This window comes from Nitratireductor aquibiodomus (genome assembly GCF_900105565.1).
Taxonomy (GTDB): domain Bacteria; phylum Pseudomonadota; class Alphaproteobacteria; order Rhizobiales; family Rhizobiaceae; genus Nitratireductor; species Nitratireductor aquibiodomus.
Genome location: NZ_FNSL01000001.1, coordinates 466,872 through 485,203 on the forward strand (window position 1 = coordinate 466,872; position 18,332 = coordinate 485,203).

The following is an 18,332-nucleotide window of genomic DNA, read 5'->3' on the forward strand; positions in this document are numbered from 1 at the left end:
TCCCGTCATACGACCAATGTCTCGATTTCCATTGATCAGAAGATGCCCAATGCTTGAGACATGCCATTGTGATTCCTAATCAGTAGAACCGCAATGGCGGCAGTTAACGACTTTCGTCGCTGACGTTCTTAGGGAGGAGGACACCATGTCCGCTAATAACGCAGATGATGTGAGGGATCGTTACTGGGCCAAGACCAGGAACCTGACAATCGTGGTTCTGGCCCTGTGGGCGTTCTTCGCACTTGTCATTCCAGCAATGGTTTCGACACTCAATCAATTCACGTTTCTTGGCTTTCCCTTCGGCTACTACATGATCGCCCAGGGTTCGCTCATCGCCTTTGTCGTCATCATCTGGGTGCAGAACTGGCGCCAGGATGCCATCGACGACGAATTCGGCTTCGGCGAAGAAGAATAGGGAGGAACCGGCATGGCTTTGATACAGGGACGGTTCATCGACAATATCGGCCGGGTGTACGCACTCTACACCGGTGGCTTCCTCGCCTTCATCCTCTTGATGGCGGTTCTGGAACAGCTTGGCGTAGGCGCCGACACGATCGGCATTCTGTTCGTCGCCTTCACCATCGCGATCTATGCCCTCATCGGCTGGCTGTCGCGGACCATGGAGGTTGATGCCTATTATGTGGCGGGGCGGCAGGTGCCGGCCGTCTACAACGGCATGGCAACAGCGGCCGACTGGATGTCGGGCGCATCCTTCGTTGCCCTTGCAGGCGGTGTCTATTTCGGCGGCTATGGCTACATGGCCTTCATCGTCGGTTGGACGGGCGGCTATGTGCTCGTCAACTCGCTGATGGCGCCCTATCTGCGCAAGTTCGGCTGCTACACGGTGCCTGATTTCATCGGCACACGTTACGGCGGCAATCTTGCGCGCCTGTGCGCCGTAATCGTTCTGGTTGTGGCTTCGTTCACCTATGTGACGGCGCAGATCAACGCAACGGGCACGATTGCCGCGCGCGCCCTGCACATTCCATTCTCCTACGGCGTCTGGTTCGGACTTCTGGGCATTCTGCTCTGCTCAATGCTGGGCGGCATGCGCGCCGTCACCTGGACCCAGGTGGCGCAGTACATCGTGCTGATCATCGCCTATCTCGTGCCGGTCATCTGGATGTCGAATGCACAGGGCTTCGGTATCATCCCGCACTTCACCTATGGCGAAGCGGCGTCCACCATGGCGCAGCTCGAGGCACAGTATGGGCTTAATCCGCCAGCGGAAGCCATTGCCGGCCTTTCGGTGCTCACCACACCGCACACAGGTCCGGTTGGTGACTATGCAGAGTGGAAGTTCATAACACTTGCTCTGTGCATGATGTGCGGCACGGCTTCCCTGCCCCACATCCTGATGCGCTACTTCACGACGCCGACCGTTCGTTCGGCGCGCAAGTCGGTCGCATGGTCGCTGCTGTTCATCTTCCTGCTTTACTTCACAGCCCCGGCCCTCGCCACGCTCACCAAGCTGCAGCTTCTCGATCCGAATCTGCCGACGGCGATCATCGGCAAACCGTTCGAGGAAGTGGCTTCACTGGCATGGATCCAGAACTGGGCAAGCGTTGGCTTCCTCGCCATCGCGGATCAGAATGGTGACGGCATCCTGCAGCTCAACGAGTTCTTCATGCGGCCCGACATCGTCGTTCTGGCCACCCCTGAAATCGCGGGCCTGCCCTATGTGATTTCCGGTCTCGTTGCAGCCGGCGGCATGGCGGCAGCCATGTCTACTGCGGACGGCCTTCTCCTGGCCATCGCAAACGCCCTCAGCCATGATCTCTATTACAAGATCATCGATCCAAAGGCTGACACTGCCATCCGGTTGATTGTCGCGCGCGTTCTGCTTGTCGGCATCGGGGCGCTGGGCGCGTTGATCGCGTCTCTCCAGCTCACCGGCATTCTCGGTGCCGTGGCCTGGGCATTCTGCTTCGCCTGTTCCGGTCTGTTTTTCCCGCTCGCCCTCGGTGTGTGGTGGAAACGGGCCAACCGGGCCGGCGCGGTTGCCGGTATGGCAGCAGGGTTCACCGCAGGCAGCCTCTATCTCTACTACGTCTACACCGGAGGAACGCCATGGTTCGGCATCGACCATCTCCGCTTCGGCATAGTAGGCATGGCCGTTAGCCTGGTCTCGATGGTGGTCGTCACCCTGCTGACGCCCGCTCCGGACGAAGAAATCCAGCGCATGGTGGAAGAAACCCGTGTGCCGACAGGCCCGGCCATTCTTTCTGCCAAGCACTGACCTGTGCCAGATCGCCATGCGCCCATGCAGGCGCATGGCAATCCAGACGATTGAAGGAGCACCGGGATAACCCGAAAACCGGATTCCGCTTTTCGGTCCGATGCTCTAGGCTCCGAAAACGGGGGCGGGAAAACCCGCCCCCTAATCATGTCCGGGGAGGCACTCCATGCCCGAAACAATGGCTGCATTTCCATTCTGGGTGCTGGCGCTCGACTACATCCTTGGCGTCATCATGTGGACGCTGATCGGGCGCGCGGCCATGAACATTTTCCTGGCGGAAGATTCAAGCTTCTTCTTCATGCGCTTCTTCGTACGCGTGACGAACCCGATCCTGAAACTCTTCCGCCCCGTGACGCCGGGCTTCCTGCTGGAGCCGCTGGTGCCGGTCTATGTGGCGTGGTTCTTCTTTATGATCCGGTTCTATCTGATGCCCTGGCTGCTCGGCTACTCGGTCATGGGCATGCTTTCGTTCCCGCTCGAAAGCGAGATCGCAGGCGTTCTCTATCAGATGTTCGGCGGCAACTGAGACAGGGGCCGGTAACGCCCCTGCACCGGCTCAATTGAGTGCAGAAAGCAGCGTTGCCGCTGACATCATGTCGCGCTCGCGGGCAGAACGCCGCTGCGCGGCTTCACTGTCTTCGCCCCACAGCGAAATGTTCCAGTCCTCATCCACATGAGCGGCTTTCCACGCTGCCTGGGGCTCCAGCGCTTGAGCCTCTACGGCCAGTGCAAGCAGCGCAGACCCCATCAGCGTCGTCATCACATGCAGGCAGGCCAGACGGTATGGCTCATTCTTCTGGCGCAGATATGCGCTGACCGCGGCGATAGCCTCGCGGGGCTGCTCCACATGGATGACCCCTTCGGCGAGCACGAAATGCGCGCCCATATGCTGCTGCGCCCAGTCCAGAACCGGATCCCAAGCCTCGGCCTGCAGTGTCACCAGACGCTCCGGCGATGGCGCACGGTAGCAAACGAGGTCGCCCGTGGCATAGCGCAGGACATCTTCCAGGACAGCCTGAGCGTGAACGGCAACCCCGTCTATCGCCGTGTTGACGAGCCGCGTCACGGGCATGGAAGCAGGGTCGATATGCTCACCCTGTGCCTGATACTCGCCGGCCAACAGAAGCGCTGTCGCTTCATTTGGCAGGCGCACTGCACTTGCACCGGGCGTTCGCACGGGCTTTCCATCGAGGCGGACAGCAAAACCACCATCCTCCTCAGGCGTCACCGAAACGTCCTTGTAAAAACGTTTTGGCAGCGGTTTCCTGATGGCGCTCTGCGCCCGCCGGATGGGATCGAGCTCCGCCGGGGTCTTTCCGCTTTCGAGATCGTTCAGAAGGTCACGCATGGGTCTTCATATAGTGTGTGTTTGCAATTTGGCTAACCCGGAATCACCCGGCGGCGAGGCCGATTGACAACGGTAAGTCCGAGTACGATCAGGCAAAGCGCCAGAAGGATTTTGAGTGTCAGGGGTTCGCCCAGGAGGAGACCTCCCGACAGAACGCCGAAAACAGGTGTGAGAAAAGTGAAACTCGACAGCCCCGACGCCGGGTAGCGCCGCATCAGCCAGAACCAGACAAGATACGTGAACGAGACGACAAACACTGCCTGGAACACCAGCGCGCCCGTCGCCAGGGTGCTGACTTCACGCAAGAGCGGCCCTCCAAAGGGAATGAAGGGGATCGCAAGCAGCGCGGAAACGGAGAGCTGATAAAGCAGCGTCTTTTCCGCACCTGCGTTCGACAGGCTGGACTGCTTGATGACGACGATGGTTGCAGCCCAGGCAATGCCTGCGACAAGACATAAGACATCGCCGAAAAGTGCATCCGGTCCCGGCAGGCTGAGATTATCGGAGAAGACAAGAACCACTCCGGCAAAAGCAAGCAGAAGCCCGCCGAACCTGAGCGCTGACATCTTCTCCCCAAGGAAGAAGTGGCCGCCGACGAGCACCCAGAATGGCATCGTGTTGAGCATCAGGGCACCGCGTGCCGCCGATGTGTAATCGAGGCCGAAGAAGACCAGAATGAACTCCAGACCGAACAGGAGACCCGCCAGAATCCCGGGCCAGAGCGTGCCATCGCGCTCGAACAGGCGAATGCCCCTGTATCGGCACCAAAGGAAGACGAGCAGAGTGGCCACCGCCGAGCGCAGAAACATGGACAACATCGGGTTGAAGCCGATATTGGCCAGCTTGATCGCCACCTGGTTGACGCCCCATGTCAGGGTCAGCCCAAGCATGACAATGGTAGCGAAGGCGTCGATCGCATCACGCCTGGTTGAGGTGGCGTCGGCGGAAAGCGTGGTCATGCACCATCCTCGGCGGAGGCTTCGTCAAAGCCAAGAAGATTCCAGCTCTGGCGCATATGCGGCGGCAGCGGCGCGGTCACGTCGATCCTGCCCCCACCCGGATGCGGGATGACGATGCGGCGTGCATGCAGATGAAGCCGTTTCTGGATCCCTCCTGGAAACTCCCAGTTCTGATCCGCTTCGAAATATTTCGGATCGCCGATGATCGGGCATCCGATATAGGCAGCATGAACGCGAAGCTGGTGGGTGCGCCCTGTGTAGGGTTCCATCTCGAGCCAGGAGAGAGCGGAACCCGCCCGCTCCACCACCCGGTAATTTGAAACCGCGTGATCGGAATCGGGCTCGCCATGCTTGACCACGCGCATCCGGTCACCGTCTGGCGTCTGCTCCTTGGCAAGCCAGGTGGATATGCGCGCCTCGTCCCTGTTTGGAACACCCTTCACCAGTGCCCAGTAGGTCTTTTTCGTGTCGCGCGCGCGAAACGCTTCGGCAAGCCGCATGGCCGCCTGACGGGTGCGCGCCACCACGAGGACACCCGACGTATCGCGGTCGAGGCGATGCACCAGGCGCGGCTTTTCACCCTTCTTGTTGCGCAGGGCTTCCAGCATACCGTCAACGTGCCGATTCACACCGGAGCCGCCCTGCACGGCAAGACCGGCCGGCTTGTTGAAGACGAAAACTTTCGGGTCTTCGTAGAGCAGCATCTGCATCAGCGCTTCGCCATCGCCGGTGTTGCGCAGGCTGTGCGCTGTTGCCTGCCCGTCCCCTTTGCGATCCACATCGAGGGGCGGCACGCGCACCATCTGCCCGGGCTCAAGCCGAGTATCGGCCTTGGCACGGCTGCCGCTCACACGAATCTGCCCGGAGCGCAGGAGCTTCTGCAAATGTCCGAAGCCGAGACCGGGAAAATGGGCCTTGAACCACCGGTCCAGCCGCATTCCGCTCTCGTCCTTGTCCACTTCGATCTGCTGTACGCCGGCCATTTCACCCATCCATTAAAAACATCGCCTCAGGCGAAATGCCGAACCAGATAAAGGCCGGCGAACAGCGCTGCAATCGCACCGCAAACGCTGACAAGTACATAGGACGCGGCCAACAGGCCCTCGCCTCTTTCCCATAAAACGGCAACATCGAGCGAAAAGGCGGAGAAGGTCGTGAACCCGCCAAGCAGCCCCGTTGCCGCGAAAAGCCTCAACTCCGGCGTAGCCCCCGCGCGCCGGGCCAGCCATTCGACAAACACGCCCATGATGAAAGACCCGACGAGATTGACCGTCAGCGTTCCCCACGGAAAGCCGATCCCCAGAAGGCGCATGGCAGCAAGGCCGGTCAGGTGTCTTAGGCTCGCGCCGACTGCCCCTCCGGCGGCAACGATCAGCAGATGGTTCATGGCGCCCTTTTCGCAGAAGCTGCGCAAAAATCAACAACCCTCGACATCACGGCTCTCCCCGCTCTTTGCGCAGCCGCGTCCAATAGTCGAGCCGCTTGCGAATCTCGCGTTCAAAACCCCGTTCGGGCGGATCGTAGTAGTGCCGGCGCCCCATCTCTTCAGGAAAGTAGTTTTGCCCGGAGAACGCGTCCGGCTGGTCGTGATCATAGGCATAACCGGCACCGTAGCCGGTCTCCTTCATGAGCTTGGTTGGTGCGTTGAGGATGTGCTTGGGCGGCAGCAGGGACCCATTTGCCTTTGCATCGGCAAAGGCCTGCTTGAAGGCCGTGTAAACGCCGTTCGACTTGGGCGCGGTCGCCAGATAGACGCAGGCCTGCGCGAGGGCCAGTTCCCCTTCCGGTGAACCGAGATATTCGTAGGCATCCTTGGCTGCATTGGCGATGCCAAGGGCCTGCGGGTCGGCAAGGCCGATGTCTTCCACGGCCATGCGCACGAGCCGGCGACCGATGTAGAGCGGGTGCTCGCCCGCATCGAACATGCGGCACAGATAATAAAGCGCGGCATCGGGATCGGAACCGCGCACGGATTTGTGCAGCGCCGAGATGAGATTGTAGTGCCCATCCTGGCCCTTGTCATAGACAGGCGCGCGGCGTTGGGCGACACGCTGCAGCCCCTCGGCATCGAACACCTCGCCTTCGCGGGCGGCGCGCCAGACCTCTTCGGCAAGGGTCAGAGAGGCGCGTCCATCACCATCAGCCATGCGCACAAGCACGGCCCGCGCTTCCTCGTCCAGCGGCAGGGGCTTTTCTTCCAGTGCCTCCGCACGCTCAAGAAGCCGCATGAGGCTTTCTGGTCCAAGCGTGTTGAAGTTGAGCACACGCGCACGCGACAGAAGAGCAGCGTTGAGCTCAAAGGATGGGTTTTCAGTCGTCGCCCCGACGAGAACCACGGTGCCGTCTTCCATCACCGGCAGGAAGGAATCCTGCTGTGAACGGTTGAAACGATGGATTTCGTCCACGAAGAGCAGCGTCTGCCTGCCCTGGCTGCGCCGGAGCCGCGCTGCCTCGAAAACCTTTTTGAGATCGGCAACGCCTGAGAAAATCGCCGATATCTGCTCAAAGGCCAGCTCTGTCTCACCGGCAAGGAGACGAGCAACCGTGGTCTTGCCGGTGCCGGGCGGCCCCCAGAAGATGAGCGAGCCGAGTGAGCGGCTCGCGATCATGCGGGTAAGCACACCATCATCACCGGTCAGATGCTCCTGCCCCACCACTTCATCGAGCTTTTTCGGGCGCAGCCGGTCGGCAAGCGGACGGCTCACATTCGAGCCGCTATCTTCGGCAGTGGCGAACAGATCACTCATCGGTCATTCATCGAATCCAAACTCAAAAGCGCAGACGTTGACGCAATATGCGTCCATCCCGCTCAACGGCAAAGTCCCAGCGGCGCCCGGTATCCCGGGCCACGATCTGCATCGTTTCGCTGTCCTCGATTTCGATGCCGTTGATCTCGCGGATGATGTCACCCGGCCGCAGACCCACACTGGCTGCGGGCGAGCGCCGGTCGACCTCCAGCACAACGACGCCTTTCTTGTTCAACGGCAGCTTTAGGCGCTGGGCCAGGCGCGGAGCGAGCGTGGCGATCGCAGCACCGGCAAATGGGCCGCGCCCGTCCAGCGTGACAGGCTTCGCCTCCTCACCATCGGAGAGCCTTTCGAGTTCAAAGCTCAACTCGAGCGTCGTCCCGTCGCGCAGCACCCTGATCACGCCCGTCTCTTCGAGCGGATGCGTAACAAGGCGATATTCGAGCGCATCGGGATGCTGAATGTCTGCGCCGTCCATGGCCACCACCGCGTCACCCGGGCGCAGGCCGGCACGCTCGGCAGGACTATCGGGCGCAATCTCGCGCACGAGAGCTCCAACGGGACGCTCCATGCCCAGTGCCTCGGCGATCTGAGCGGTTACCGGGTCAAACGAAGCGCCGAAAAACGGCCGTTCGAACGTATCGGCGCCGGAAAGCGCGGCATTGACCACCGCCCGCACCATGTTGGCGGGAATGGCGAATCCAATGCCGATGGAGCCGCCGCTGCGGCTGACAATGGCCGTGTTGATGCCGATTACCTGGCCGCGCATGTCGATCAGCGCACCGCCGGAATTGCCCGGGTTGATCGCCGCATCCGTCTGGATGAAGAAACCGAAATCCGACACACCGACATGGCTGCGCGCGAGTGCTGAAACGATGCCACTCGTTGTGGTCTGGCCCACGCCGAACGGATTGCCGATGGCAAGCACCAGATCGCCCACTTCGAGACTGTCTGAGTTGCCCAGTCCGACAGCGGGAAACGCGTCATCGCCAGAGATCTTCAACACTGCCAAATCAAGAGCCTTGTCCTTCAGCAGTATCTCGCTCTCGAATTCACGCCCATCCGCCAGTGCAATCTTCACCTCGTCGGCATCGCTGATGACGTGGTTGTTGGTGACGATCACACCGCTCGGGTCGACAAGCACGCCGGAACCGAGTGAAGAGCGTACACGGGGCGGCATTTGCGGACGCCCGAAAAACTGCTCGAAGAAGGGGTCGCCCATGAAGGGCGAGCGCACCTGAACGGTCGACGAGGCATAGACATTCACCACGGCCGGCGATGTTTCCTTGACGAGCGGTGCGAAGGAAAGCTGAAGCTCCCCCTGCCCGAACGGCACACGACGTTCTGCCGCATCGCGCTGCGGCGCGACAAGCTGCTTCTGCCCGTCTCCTTTCAGAAGATCAGAGAGAAATCCCCGCAGGGTCCCGCTCCCGCCTTCCTGTGCAAGAACCGAGCCAGTGGCGACAACCACAGCAGCAAACACAAGAAGAGCTACCCTTGAGAAAACAGAACGCATCCGCATATGCCTTGCCTCTATCCGTTTTGGGAGAATGCAGGTGATCGTGTGAAGACCCAAGCCGGTTTTCTCAGAGCATTGTGCATATTGAAAGGCGCGAGCCCGTCAAAGCCGCGATTTTGCGCAACAAAAAAGGGGCCACGAAGCCCCTTTTTTCAAGTGTGCTCAAGGCGCGCAAAATTATGCGGCTTCGGCCTCTTCGTTGCCGCCCTCGGCTTCGAGACGCGCACGGTCGGCAGCACCCTTCGCCTCGACATCGCGGTCAACGAACTCAATGACGGCCATCGGCGCATTGTCGCCGTGGCGGAAGCCGGCCTTCATGATGCGGGTGTAGCCGCCATTGCGCTCTGCGTAGCGCGGAGCGAGCGTGTCGAACAGGCGCTTGACAAGGCTCTCGTCGCGGATGGCCGAGATGGCCTGACGACGGGCGTGCAGGTCGCCGCGCTTGCCGAGCGTCACCAGCTTTTCCACGATCGGGCGAAGTTCCTTCGCCTTCGGCAGAGTGGTGACGATCTGTTCGTGTTCGATCAGCGAAGCCGCCATGTTGGCAAAGAGCGCCTTGCGGTGGCTTGCCGTCCTGTTCAGCTTGCGGCCGGATTTTCCGTGACGCATGGCCTTTCTCCTTCAATCCCCGTCGCCCGGACTTGGCGGGCTCTACGGGCCTAGTATTGGTCTTCGTAACGCTTGGCGAGTTCTTCGATGTTTTCCGGCGGCCAATCCTCGACTTCCATGCCGAGGTGGAGCCCCATCGAGGCCAGCACTTCCTTGATTTCGTTGAGCGACTTGCGGCCGAAGTTCGGCGTGCGCAGCATCTCGGCTTCCGTCTTCTGGATCAGGTCGCCGATGTAAACGATGTTGTCGTTCTTCAGGCAGTTTGCAGAGCGAACCGAAAGCTCCAGCTCGTCCACCTTCTTGAGAAGCGCCGGGTTGAAAGCGAGCTCGGCCACCTGTTCGGCGGGCTGCTCCTTCTGCGGCTCTTCGAAGTTGACAAACAGCGCAAGCTGGTCCTGCAGGATGCGTGCGGCAAAAGCCACCGCGTCCTCGCCCGTCACCGAACCGTTGGTCTCAAGGGTCATGGTCAGCTTGTCGTAGTCGAGAACCTGGCCCTCGCGGGTGTTTTCGACCTTGTAGGAGACCTTCTTGACCGGCGAGTAGAGGCTGTCGACCGGGATAAGCCCGATCGGCGCATCTTCTGCACGGTTGCGGTCAGCCGGGACATAGCCCTTGCCATTGTCGACGGTGAACTCCATGCGGATTTCCGCACCCTCGTCCAGCGTGCAGAGCACATGGTCGGGGTTAAGAACTTCCACATCGCCCACGGTCTGGATGTCGCCAGCCGTCACGGCGCCGGGTCCCTGCTTGCGCACAACCATGCGCTTGGGGCCTTCGCCTTCCATGGAGAGCGCGATTTCCTTGATGTTCAGGACGATGTCCGTCACATCTTCACGCACGCCGGGGATCGACGAGAATTCGTGCAGCACGCCGTCGATCTGCACCGCGGTCACGGCCGCGCCGCGAAGCGACGACAGGAGCACACGACGCAGTGCATTGCCGAGCGTCAGACCGAAGCCACGCTCAAGAGGCTCGGCCACCAGCGTGGTGACGGTGCGGCCCTTGGACGAAAACTCGACCTTGTTCGGCTTGATAAGCTCTTGCCAGTTCTTCTGGATCATTCCGGGTTCCTTCCGTTACCCCGCCACCATCCATTCGTGACGGGCGCTCTGGAAACCGTAGAGGAGCGCCGTAGCGCTCATGCGGCGACAAAACTCTGGTTAGACGCGGCGCTTCTTGCGCGGGCGGCAGCCATTGTGCGGGATCGGCGTCACATCACGGATCGAGGTAATGGTGAAGCCGGCAGCCTGCAATGCGCGAAGCGCGGACTCACGACCCGAACCCGGACCGGAAACCTCAACCTCGAGCGTGCGCATGCCGTGCTCGGCAGCCTTGCGGGCGCAATCCTCGGCAGCAACCTGTGCCGCGAAAGGCGTGGACTTACGCGAGCCCTTGAAGCCCTGCGCGCCGGCAGACGACCAGGCAATCGCGTTGCCCTGTGCGTCAGTGATGGTGATCATCGTGTTGTTGAAGCTCGAATTAACGTGAGCAACACCCGACGAGATGTTCTTACGTTCGCGACGACGAACGCGTGCGGCTTCCTTGGCCATACTTTTCCTTTCAGTCGATCTCTACACCGCCGTAGCACCAGCGGCTCCACCTGAGAAAAGCCGCGCTTCCTGGAAGCGCGGCCAACCCAAATTACTTCTTCTTGCCGGCGATTGCCTTGGCAGGGCCCTTGCGGGTGCGCGCATTGGTGTGCGTGCGCTGACCGCGAACCGGAAGCGAACGACGGTGACGCAGGCCGCGGTAGCAGCCCAGGTCCATCAGACGCTTGATGTTCATCGAAACTTCGCGGCGAAGATCACCCTCAACGCGCAGATCGCGGTCGATCGTTTCGCGGATGGCGAGGATCTCGGCATCTGTGAGCTCGCTGACGCGGCGCTCCAGCGGAATGTTGACCTGCTTGACGATATCCCCGGCGGTCTTCGGACCAATGCCGTGAATATACTGGAGCGCGATCACGACGCGCTTGTTGGTCGGAATATTGACGCCTGCAATACGGGCCATCTTCTTCTCCATGTGAGCCGGTTTCCCGGCGCTTCGTTTGCCCGCGTCCGGTGGAGGCCGGCCCTTGCGGGAGATGATTGTTCCTACAAACAAGAAGGCCGAGCCTGACGGCCCGACCAACGACTCGTTCGATCAGGAGACCGAGTGGCATTAATCGATAAACGCCACACAGTCAAGCACCGCCGGAGAATGCGCCGGCTCAAAGTGACGCGAGGACCTGCTCGATCTCCGCCGTCACCTCGTCGATGGACTTCATTCCATCGACGCGCCGCAGAAACCCCTTGGCATGGTAGTAGCCGATCAGCGCTGCGGTCTTCTTGTAATATTCGCGCAACCGCTCGTCGAAGACTGCGGCATTATCATCCTTGCGCGGTGTCTGACCGGCAGCGATCGCATCCTGAGCGCGCTTTTCGATGCGTCCTACCAGAGCCGCGTCATCGACAACAAGCTCAATGGTCGCGTCAAGCTTGACCTCGCGCTCGGCCAGCATCGCCTCAACAGCATCAGCCTGCGCAAGAGTGCGCGGATATCCGTCGAGAATAAAACCGTTCGCACAGTCGGACTGATCGATACGTTCGGCAACAATCGCGTTAACGATTTCATCGGACACCAGCTCGCCGGCGTCCATGACAGCCTTCGCGCGCTTTCCTACTTCCGTCCCAGCCGCAACTGCGGCCCGCAACATATCACCAGTGGAGAGCTGCGGAACACCGTGCTTCTCGACCAGCCGCTGGGCCTGCGTGCCCTTGCCCGCCCCCGGCGGTCCAAGAAGTATAAGCCTCATCGTCCCCTCTTACCCCCACGCAATTTGGATTTCTTGATCAGCCCCTCATACTGATGGGCAATGAGGTGACCCTGCATCTGCGCAACCGTGTCGAGCGTGACGCTCACCACGATCAGCAGCGACGTGCCGCCGAGATAGAAGGGAACGCCGGTCGCCGAAATCAGGAACTCGGGCAGCAGACAGATCAGAACAAGATAGATTGCACCGATCACCGTGATGCGCGTCAGAACATAGTCAATGTACTCTGCCGTGCGCTCACCAGGACGATAGCCCGGAATGAAGCCGGAATGCTTCTTCAACTGATCGGCCGTGTCCTTCGGGTTGAACACGATGGCCGTGTAGAAAAACGCGAAGAATGCAATCAGCGCGGCATAGAGGAACATGAACAGCGGCTGACCGTGGCCAAGCGAGGCCAGCATGGTCGACGCCCAGCCGGGCAGCTGCGTGGTATCGGAGAAGCCCGCCACAGTCGCTGGCAGGAGGAGCAGCGACGATGCGAAAATCGGCGGGATCACACCGGCGGTGTTGAGCTTGAGCGGCAGGTGCGAGGTATCGCCCTGGAACATGCGGTTGCCCACCTGACGCTTCGGATACTGGATCAGAAGACGGCGCTGGGCCCGCTCGAAGAACACGATCACGCCAATCACCGCAACCACCAGCACGATGATTGCCAGGATCAGTCCGGTGGACAGAGCGCCCGTGCGGCCAAGCTCCAGCGTGCCGCCAATGGCGGACGGAAGACCAGCCACGATACCCGAGAAAATGATGAGCGAAATGCCGTTGCCGATGCCGCGAGCGGTGATCTGCTCACCGAGCCACATCAGGAACATGGTGCCGCCGACAAGCGTGATGACGGCGGAAATGCGGAAGAACCAGCCCGGATCGGCAACGATATTCGCGCCGCCTTCAAGGCCTACGGCAATGCCATAAGCCTGAACCGTCGCAAGAATGACCGTGCCGTAACGCGTGTACTGGTTGATGACCTTGCGGCCTTGCTCGCCTTCCTTCTTCAGCTGCTCGAGCGACGGCACGACCGACGTCATGAGCTGCATGATGATGGAGGCGGAAATATACGGCATAATGCCGAGCGCGAAAATCGCCATGCGCTCGACTGCGCCGCCGGCAAACATGTTGAACATGCCCAGGACGCCGCCAGACTGCTGCTGGAAGGCCTGCGCAAAGGCATCAGGGTTGATGCCCGGCATCGGGATATAGGTTCCGAGCCGGTAAACCAGCAACGCGCCGAGCGTGAACCAGATGCGTTTCTTGAGATCCTCGGCCTTCGCGAAGGCCGCGAAATTGAGGTTGGACGCAAGCTGTTCCGCTGCCGATGCCATGAAGAATTCTCCGCTTCGTCATGCCCCCGCAGATTATCGAATCGATACGGGCACACGTTGTCGAAAACCCGAAATAGGGTCTGACAGGCATAGATGCAAGCGGCGGACAATCGCCCGCCGCCTGTGGATCGGATTACTCGGCCTTGGCCGCTGCTTCAAGCAGTTTGACCGTTCCGCCGGCCTTCTCGATCTTCTCGACGGCAGCCTTGGAGGCACCGGCAACTTCGAGCGTGACCTTTGTCTTCAGGTCCCCGTCGCTGAGTACGCGAACACCGTCCTTTGCGCGGCGCAGAACGCCTGCAGAAACCAGTGCAGCCACATCGATAACGGCCTTGCCGTCAAGCTTCTTCGCATCAATGGCAGCCTGGATACGTCCAAGCGAGACTTCATTGAAGTCATTGCCGAAGATGTTCTTGAAGCCGCGCTTGGGCAGACGACGGTAGAGCGGCATCTGACCACCCTCGAAGCCGTTGATGGACACGCCCGAGCGTGACTTCTGACCCTTCACGCCGCGGCCACCGGTCTTGCCGGTACCGGAGCCAATGCCACGACCAACACGCTTGCGCGACTTGGTGGCGCCTTCATTATCCCTGAGTTCATTCAGTTTCATAATATCGCTCCTGGGATCCTCAGGCCTCGTCCACGACGCGGACGAGATGCTGCACCGACGCGATCATGCCGCGCACGGACGGGGTGTCCTCAAGCGTGGAACGGCGGTGCATCTTGTTCAAACCAAGGCCGATCAGCGTCTGGCGCTGGCTGGCCGGGCGGCGGATCGGGCTGCCGATCTGTTCAACGGTGACCGTCTTGCCCTTCTTTTTCTCTGCCATGTTCATCAATCCTTGCAAACCTGGCGATCAAAGCCCGTCAGAGAGACGGGCCGATCTGCCGTGATCCTTATTCCTCGCCGCCTGCAGCAGCGCCGCGGCGCGCCTGGAGCGTGGAATATTTAATGCCGCGCTGTGCAGCAACGTCCTTGGGATGCAACTGATGCTTCAGGGCATCGAAAGTGGCACGAACCATGTTGTAGGGGTTCGAGGAGCCGAGCGACTTCGCCACCACGTCCTGAACGCCGAGCGTCTCGAAAACCGCGCGCATCGGGCCACCGGCGATGATGCCGGTACCGGGCTTTGCAGCACGCAGGAGAACACGGCCGGCGCCATGACGTCCCGAAACGTCGTGATGCAGCGTACGGCCGCCACGCAGCGGAACGAAAACCATGTCGCGCTTGGCGCTCTCGGTGGCCTTGCGGATGGCCTCCGGCACTTCGCGTGCCTTGCCGTGACCGAAGCCGACGCGACCCTTCTGATCGCCGACCACGACGAGTGCGGCGAAGCCGAAACGACGGCCGCCCTTCACCACCTTGGCGACGCGATTGATATGTACAAGCTTGTCGACGAATTCGCTGTCGCGCTCTTCGCGCTCGCGGCGATCGTCCCTACGTCCTTGTGCCATTGCCCTTTTCCTTGTTCTTTTCCGGAAGCACGGGGTTGATAATGATGATCCGGGCGCTCCTTTCAGGGAACGCCCGAACGGTTTAGAACTTCAGGCCACCTTCGCGGGCTGCGTCGGCAAGTGCCTTGACGCGACCGTGGAAGAGGTAAGGACCACGGTCGAAGACCACTTCCTCTACGCCTGCCTTCTTGGCCCTCTCGGCAACCAGCTTGCCAACGGCTGCAGCAGCAGCGGAATCGGCACCGGTCTTGATCTGGCCCTTGAGATCCTTGTCGAGGGTCGACGCGGCCGCGAGCGTGTGGCCCTTGGCGTCGTCGATAACCTGGACATAGATGTTCTTGGAGGAACGGTAGACCGAAAGACGGGGCTGGCCATTGGAGACCGCCTTGATCTTCCGGCGAACACGTCCCGCACGTCGCTTGACGGAGACTTTCGAGACCATGGTTCGGGTTCCTACTTCTTCTTGCCTTCTTTGCGAACGATCGTCTCGTCCGCATATTTGACGCCCTTGCCCTTATACGGCTCGGGGCCACGCTTCTTGCGAATCTCGGCCGCAACTTGACCAACTACCTGCTTGTCGATGCCGGCGATCACGATTTCCGTCGGCTTCGGGCAGCTGATGCTGATTCCTTCCGGAGCCTCGTAAATCACTTCGTGGCTGTAGCCAAGCGAAAGCTGCAGGTTTTTACCCTGCATCGCGGCACGATAACCAACGCCGTTAATCTCAAGACGCTTCTCGAAACCATCCTTCACACCCTGAAGAATGTTGGCGATCTGCGTGCGCGACATACCCCACTTGGAGCGTGCGTCCTTGGACTGGTCGCGCGGGTCAACAGCGATAGCGTCATTTTCGAGCTTCACCAGAACCTCGTCGTTGACGACGAACTTCAGCTCACCCTTCGGCCCCTTGGCCGTCACGGTCTGGCCCTCGACCTGAGCGGTGACGCCCTGCGGAACCGGGACCGGCTTTTTGCCAATGCGAGACATTTGTCTGCCCTCGTTCTTTGCGTGCGCTGTCTGCCGGATCAGAAGATCTGGCAGAGCACCTCGCCACCCACATTCTGTTCGCGCGCCTCATGATCGGCCATCACGCCCTTGGGCGTCGAAAGGATGGCGATACCGAGACCGTTGGCGACCTGCGGGATGGATTTCACCGACACATATACGCGACGGCCCGGCTTCGAAACACGCGCGATCTCGCGGATGACGGAGCCACCTTCGGCGTATTTGAGCTCGATTTCGATCTCGGACTTGCCGTTGTCATAGTCGATCTGGCTATAATCGCGGATATAGCCTTCGGACTTCAGAACATCGAGCACACGGGCGCGCAGACGCGAAGCCGGGGTAGACACCTTCGGCTTGTTGCGGCCGATGGCGTTGCGGATACGGGTCAGCATATCGCCGAGCGGATCATTCACGGACATCGTTCTTACCCCTTACCAGCTCGACTTGACCAGGCCCGGGATGAGCCCGTTATTGCCCAGTTCACGCAGCGCGACGCGCGACATCTTCAGCTTGCGGTAGTACGCACGCGGACGTCCGGTCACATCGCAACGATTGCGGATACGCGTCTTGGACGAGTTGCGCGGGAGAGCAGCAAGCTTGAGCTGCGCCTGGAAGCGCTCCTCGATGGGCTTCGACTGATCCTTGACGATCGCCTTGAGCTCTGCACGCTTGGCAGCATAGCGATCGACCATCTTGCGCCGACGCTTGTTCTTTTCGACTGCGCTGACTTTTGCCATTTAAAGTGTCCTTCTTCTCGCCTGCCGTTACTGCCGGAACGGGAAGTTGAAGGCCTTGAGCAGGGCCCGCGCTTCGTCGTCGGTCTTTGCAGTCGTACAAACGATGATGTCCATTCCCCAGATCTGATCGACCTGATCGTAGTTGATCTCGGGGAACACGATATGCTCCTTCAGGCCCATGGCGAAATTGCCACGTCCGTCAAAGCTCTTCGGGTTCAGGCCGCGAAAGTCGCGGACGCGCGGAAGCGCGATCGTCACGAGGCGGTCCAGAAATTCATACATGCGATCCTTGCGGAGCGTCACCTTGGCACCGAGCGGCATGCCCTCGCGCACCTTGAAGCCGGCGATCGACTTCGAAGCACGGGTGATGACCGGCTTCTGACCGGCGATCCTTGCGAGGTCCTCGGCAGCCGATGTCGGCTTCTTGGAATCGCCCGTCGCCTCACCAACACCCATGTTGATGACGATCTTGTCGATGCGCGGCACCTGCATCGCATTGTCATATTTGAAGGTATCGAGGAGCTCCTTGCGGATCACCTCGTCATACTTCTTCTTCCAGCGCGGCTGGTACTGAGCATTAGCCATCGATCAATTCTCCAGAGCGCTTCGCCACGCGCACCTTCTTGCCGTCTTCCTGGACCTTGAAGCCAACACGGGTCGGCTTGCCGTCCTTCGGATCAGCCAGCGCCAGGTTCGACAGGTGGATTGGCGCTTCCTTCGTAATGATGCCGCCCTCTGCCTGAGCGGACTGCTTCTGATGGCGGCGAACCAGGTTGACTCCGCGCACGAGCGCCTTGTCTTCCTTCGGCATCACCTTCACCACTTCGCCGGTACGGCCCTTGTCCTTGCCGGCGAGAACGACGACATTGTCGCCTTTTTTAATCTTCTGCATATCCCCGGCCTCCTAGAGCACTTCCGGCGCGAGCGAAATGATTTTCATGTGGTTTTTGGCGCGGAGTTCGCGCGGAACCGGTCCGAAAATACGCGTGCCGACGGGCTCTTTCTTGTTGTCGACGAGAACGGCTGCGTTCTTGTCGAAACGGATGACGCTGCCGTCAGCGCGGCGAATGTCTTTCGCCGTGCGCACAACAACCGCCTTCATCACGTCGCCCTTCTTCACGCGGCCGCGCGGGATCGCCTCTTTCACGGAGACGACAATGATGTCGCCCACGGAGGCATACTTCCGCTTCGAACCGCCAAGCACCTTGATGCACATGACACGACGGGCGCCGGAATTGTCCGCCACATCGAGGTTTGTTTGCATCTGAATCATGACTGGCCGCCTTCTCGTTCAATGGAAAGCGGTTCAGATACTCCGCTTTCCGGCAATTTCAATACTTATTGTGCCTGGGCGTCTTTAAGGACGACCCAATTCTTGTCCTTCGAAATCGGCGCGGTTTCCTGGATGGTCACCAGATCACCGACCTTGCACGCGTTCTCTTCGTCGTGTGCCTTATATTTCTTGGACATACGCACCGTCTTTTTCATCATAGGATGGGTAAAGCGACGCTCGACACGGACGACAACCGTCTTGTCGTTCTTGTCGCTCACCACGGTGCCCTGCAAAACGCGCTTTGGCATGT

General features: G+C 60.3%; 26 protein-coding genes. 3 read left to right on the plus strand and 23 right to left on the minus strand.

From position 1 onward, the window contains the following. The first annotated feature begins 145 nt into the window (after positions 1-145). The 3 genes from BLW55_RS02205 (at position 146) to BLW55_RS02215 (ending at position 2,765) form a co-directional block, all read left to right on the plus strand. Positions 146-415 carry a DUF4212 domain-containing protein gene (locus tag BLW55_RS02205; RefSeq protein ID WP_007009548.1) on the plus strand — a complete coding sequence of 90 codons (270 nt, stop codon included), beginning with the start codon at positions 146-148 and terminating at the stop codon, positions 413-415. Between the two features lie 12 nt (positions 416-427). Then, positions 428-2,239, plus strand: a complete 1,812-nt coding sequence (locus tag BLW55_RS02210) for a sodium:solute symporter family protein (RefSeq protein ID WP_007009547.1) — start codon at positions 428-430, stop codon at positions 2,237-2,239. A gap of 166 nt (positions 2,240-2,405) precedes the next feature. Next, positions 2,406-2,765, plus strand: coding sequence for a YggT family protein (locus BLW55_RS02215; RefSeq protein ID WP_090326445.1), 360 nt, complete (start codon positions 2,406-2,408; stop codon positions 2,763-2,765). A 30-nt stretch (positions 2,766-2,795) separates the two neighbouring features. On the opposite strand, the gene BLW55_RS02220 is transcribed toward BLW55_RS02215, so the two are convergent. The 23 genes from BLW55_RS02220 to rpsQ all read right to left on the minus strand — a co-directional run bounded on the left by BLW55_RS02220 (position 2,796) and on the right by rpsQ (position 18,330). Beyond that, on the minus strand, positions 2,796-3,587 hold the full coding sequence (locus tag BLW55_RS02220; RefSeq protein ID WP_090326447.1) for an ATP12 family chaperone protein: 792 nt from the start codon (positions 3,585-3,587) through the stop codon (positions 2,796-2,798). 32 nt (positions 3,588-3,619) lie between these two features. Continuing rightward, complete coding sequence (locus tag BLW55_RS02225) at positions 3,620-4,546, minus strand: DMT family transporter (protein WP_090326450.1); 927 nt, start codon at positions 4,544-4,546, stop codon at positions 3,620-3,622. Beyond that, positions 4,543-5,529: an RluA family pseudouridine synthase gene (locus BLW55_RS02230; RefSeq protein ID WP_090329863.1), complete on the minus strand. Its 987-nt coding sequence runs from the start codon at positions 5,527-5,529 to the stop codon at positions 4,543-4,545. Before BLW55_RS02230 ends, BLW55_RS02225 begins: the two co-directional genes overlap by 4 nt. A 26-nt stretch (positions 5,530-5,555) precedes the next feature. Next, positions 5,556-5,933, minus strand: coding sequence for a fluoride efflux transporter CrcB (gene crcB / locus BLW55_RS02235; protein WP_090329864.1), 378 nt, complete (start codon positions 5,931-5,933; stop codon positions 5,556-5,558). 46 nt (positions 5,934-5,979) lie between these two features. After that, the gene (locus BLW55_RS02240) at positions 5,980-7,293 is read right to left on the minus strand and encodes a replication-associated recombination protein A (RefSeq protein WP_025030953.1); all 1,314 of its coding nucleotides are present in this window, start codon (positions 7,291-7,293) and stop codon (positions 5,980-5,982) included. A gap of 22 nt (positions 7,294-7,315) precedes the next feature. After that, on the minus strand, positions 7,316-8,815 hold the full coding sequence (locus tag BLW55_RS02245) for a DegQ family serine endoprotease (protein WP_090326452.1): 1,500 nt from the start codon (positions 8,813-8,815) through the stop codon (positions 7,316-7,318). Between the two features lie 174 nt (positions 8,816-8,989). Continuing rightward, the gene (rplQ, locus tag BLW55_RS02250) at positions 8,990-9,421 is read right to left on the minus strand and encodes a 50S ribosomal protein L17 (protein ID WP_007009539.1); all 432 of its coding nucleotides are present in this window, start codon (positions 9,419-9,421) and stop codon (positions 8,990-8,992) included. A 50-nt stretch (positions 9,422-9,471) separates the two neighbouring features. Then, positions 9,472-10,482, minus strand: a complete 1,011-nt coding sequence (locus BLW55_RS02255) for a DNA-directed RNA polymerase subunit alpha (protein WP_007009538.1) — start codon at positions 10,480-10,482, stop codon at positions 9,472-9,474. 99 nt (positions 10,483-10,581) lie between these two features. After that, a complete protein-coding gene (rpsK, locus tag BLW55_RS02260; protein ID WP_007009537.1) occupies positions 10,582-10,971 on the minus strand; it encodes a 30S ribosomal protein S11 in 390 nt (129 codons plus the stop codon). Between the two features lie 91 nt (positions 10,972-11,062). Further along, positions 11,063-11,431 carry a 30S ribosomal protein S13 gene (gene rpsM / locus BLW55_RS02265; RefSeq protein ID WP_007009536.1) on the minus strand — a complete coding sequence of 123 codons (369 nt, stop codon included), beginning with the start codon at positions 11,429-11,431 and terminating at the stop codon, positions 11,063-11,065. A 199-nt stretch (positions 11,432-11,630) separates the two neighbouring features. After that, entirely contained in the window at positions 11,631-12,215 is a 585-nt protein-coding gene (locus BLW55_RS02270; protein WP_090326455.1) for an adenylate kinase, read from the minus strand. Further along, on the minus strand, positions 12,212-13,552 hold the full coding sequence (secY, locus tag BLW55_RS02275) for a preprotein translocase subunit SecY (protein WP_025030951.1): 1,341 nt from the start codon (positions 13,550-13,552) through the stop codon (positions 12,212-12,214). The genes BLW55_RS02270 and secY overlap by 4 nt, the downstream gene beginning before the upstream one ends. A 133-nt stretch (positions 13,553-13,685) precedes the next feature. Continuing rightward, entirely contained in the window at positions 13,686-14,162 is a 477-nt protein-coding gene (gene rplO, locus BLW55_RS02280) for a 50S ribosomal protein L15 (protein WP_007009533.1), read from the minus strand. 19 nt (positions 14,163-14,181) lie between these two features. Then, positions 14,182-14,382 carry a 50S ribosomal protein L30 gene (gene rpmD, locus BLW55_RS02285; RefSeq protein WP_007009532.1) on the minus strand — a complete coding sequence of 67 codons (201 nt, stop codon included), beginning with the start codon at positions 14,380-14,382 and terminating at the stop codon, positions 14,182-14,184. Between the two features lie 67 nt (positions 14,383-14,449). Continuing rightward, complete coding sequence (gene rpsE / locus BLW55_RS02290) at positions 14,450-15,007, minus strand: 30S ribosomal protein S5 (protein ID WP_007009531.1); 558 nt, start codon at positions 15,005-15,007, stop codon at positions 14,450-14,452. An 82-nt stretch (positions 15,008-15,089) separates the two neighbouring features. Further along, entirely contained in the window at positions 15,090-15,449 is a 360-nt protein-coding gene (rplR, locus tag BLW55_RS02295) for a 50S ribosomal protein L18 (protein ID WP_007009530.1), read from the minus strand. Positions 15,450-15,460: 11 nt separating this feature from the next. Continuing rightward, the gene (gene rplF, locus BLW55_RS02300; RefSeq protein WP_007009529.1) at positions 15,461-15,994 is read right to left on the minus strand and encodes a 50S ribosomal protein L6; all 534 of its coding nucleotides are present in this window, start codon (positions 15,992-15,994) and stop codon (positions 15,461-15,463) included. 38 nt (positions 15,995-16,032) lie between these two features. Then, a complete protein-coding gene (gene rpsH, locus BLW55_RS02305; protein ID WP_025030949.1) occupies positions 16,033-16,431 on the minus strand; it encodes a 30S ribosomal protein S8 in 399 nt (132 codons plus the stop codon). Positions 16,432-16,443: 12 nt separating this feature from the next. Then, complete coding sequence (gene rpsN / locus BLW55_RS02310; protein WP_007009526.1) at positions 16,444-16,749, minus strand: 30S ribosomal protein S14; 306 nt, start codon at positions 16,747-16,749, stop codon at positions 16,444-16,446. A gap of 27 nt (positions 16,750-16,776) precedes the next feature. Beyond that, entirely contained in the window at positions 16,777-17,334 is a 558-nt protein-coding gene (gene rplE, locus BLW55_RS02315) for a 50S ribosomal protein L5 (protein ID WP_007009525.1), read from the minus strand. Then, positions 17,327-17,641: a 50S ribosomal protein L24 gene (gene rplX / locus BLW55_RS02320; RefSeq protein ID WP_007009524.1), complete on the minus strand. Its 315-nt coding sequence runs from the start codon at positions 17,639-17,641 to the stop codon at positions 17,327-17,329. Before rplX ends, rplE begins: the two co-directional genes overlap by 8 nt. A 12-nt stretch (positions 17,642-17,653) precedes the next feature. Then, positions 17,654-18,022, minus strand: coding sequence for a 50S ribosomal protein L14 (rplN, locus tag BLW55_RS02325; protein ID WP_007009523.1), 369 nt, complete (start codon positions 18,020-18,022; stop codon positions 17,654-17,656). Between the two features lie 65 nt (positions 18,023-18,087). Beyond that, positions 18,088-18,330 carry a 30S ribosomal protein S17 gene (gene rpsQ / locus BLW55_RS02330; RefSeq protein WP_007009522.1) on the minus strand — a complete coding sequence of 81 codons (243 nt, stop codon included), beginning with the start codon at positions 18,328-18,330 and terminating at the stop codon, positions 18,088-18,090. Positions 18,331-18,332: the final 2 nt, after the last annotated feature.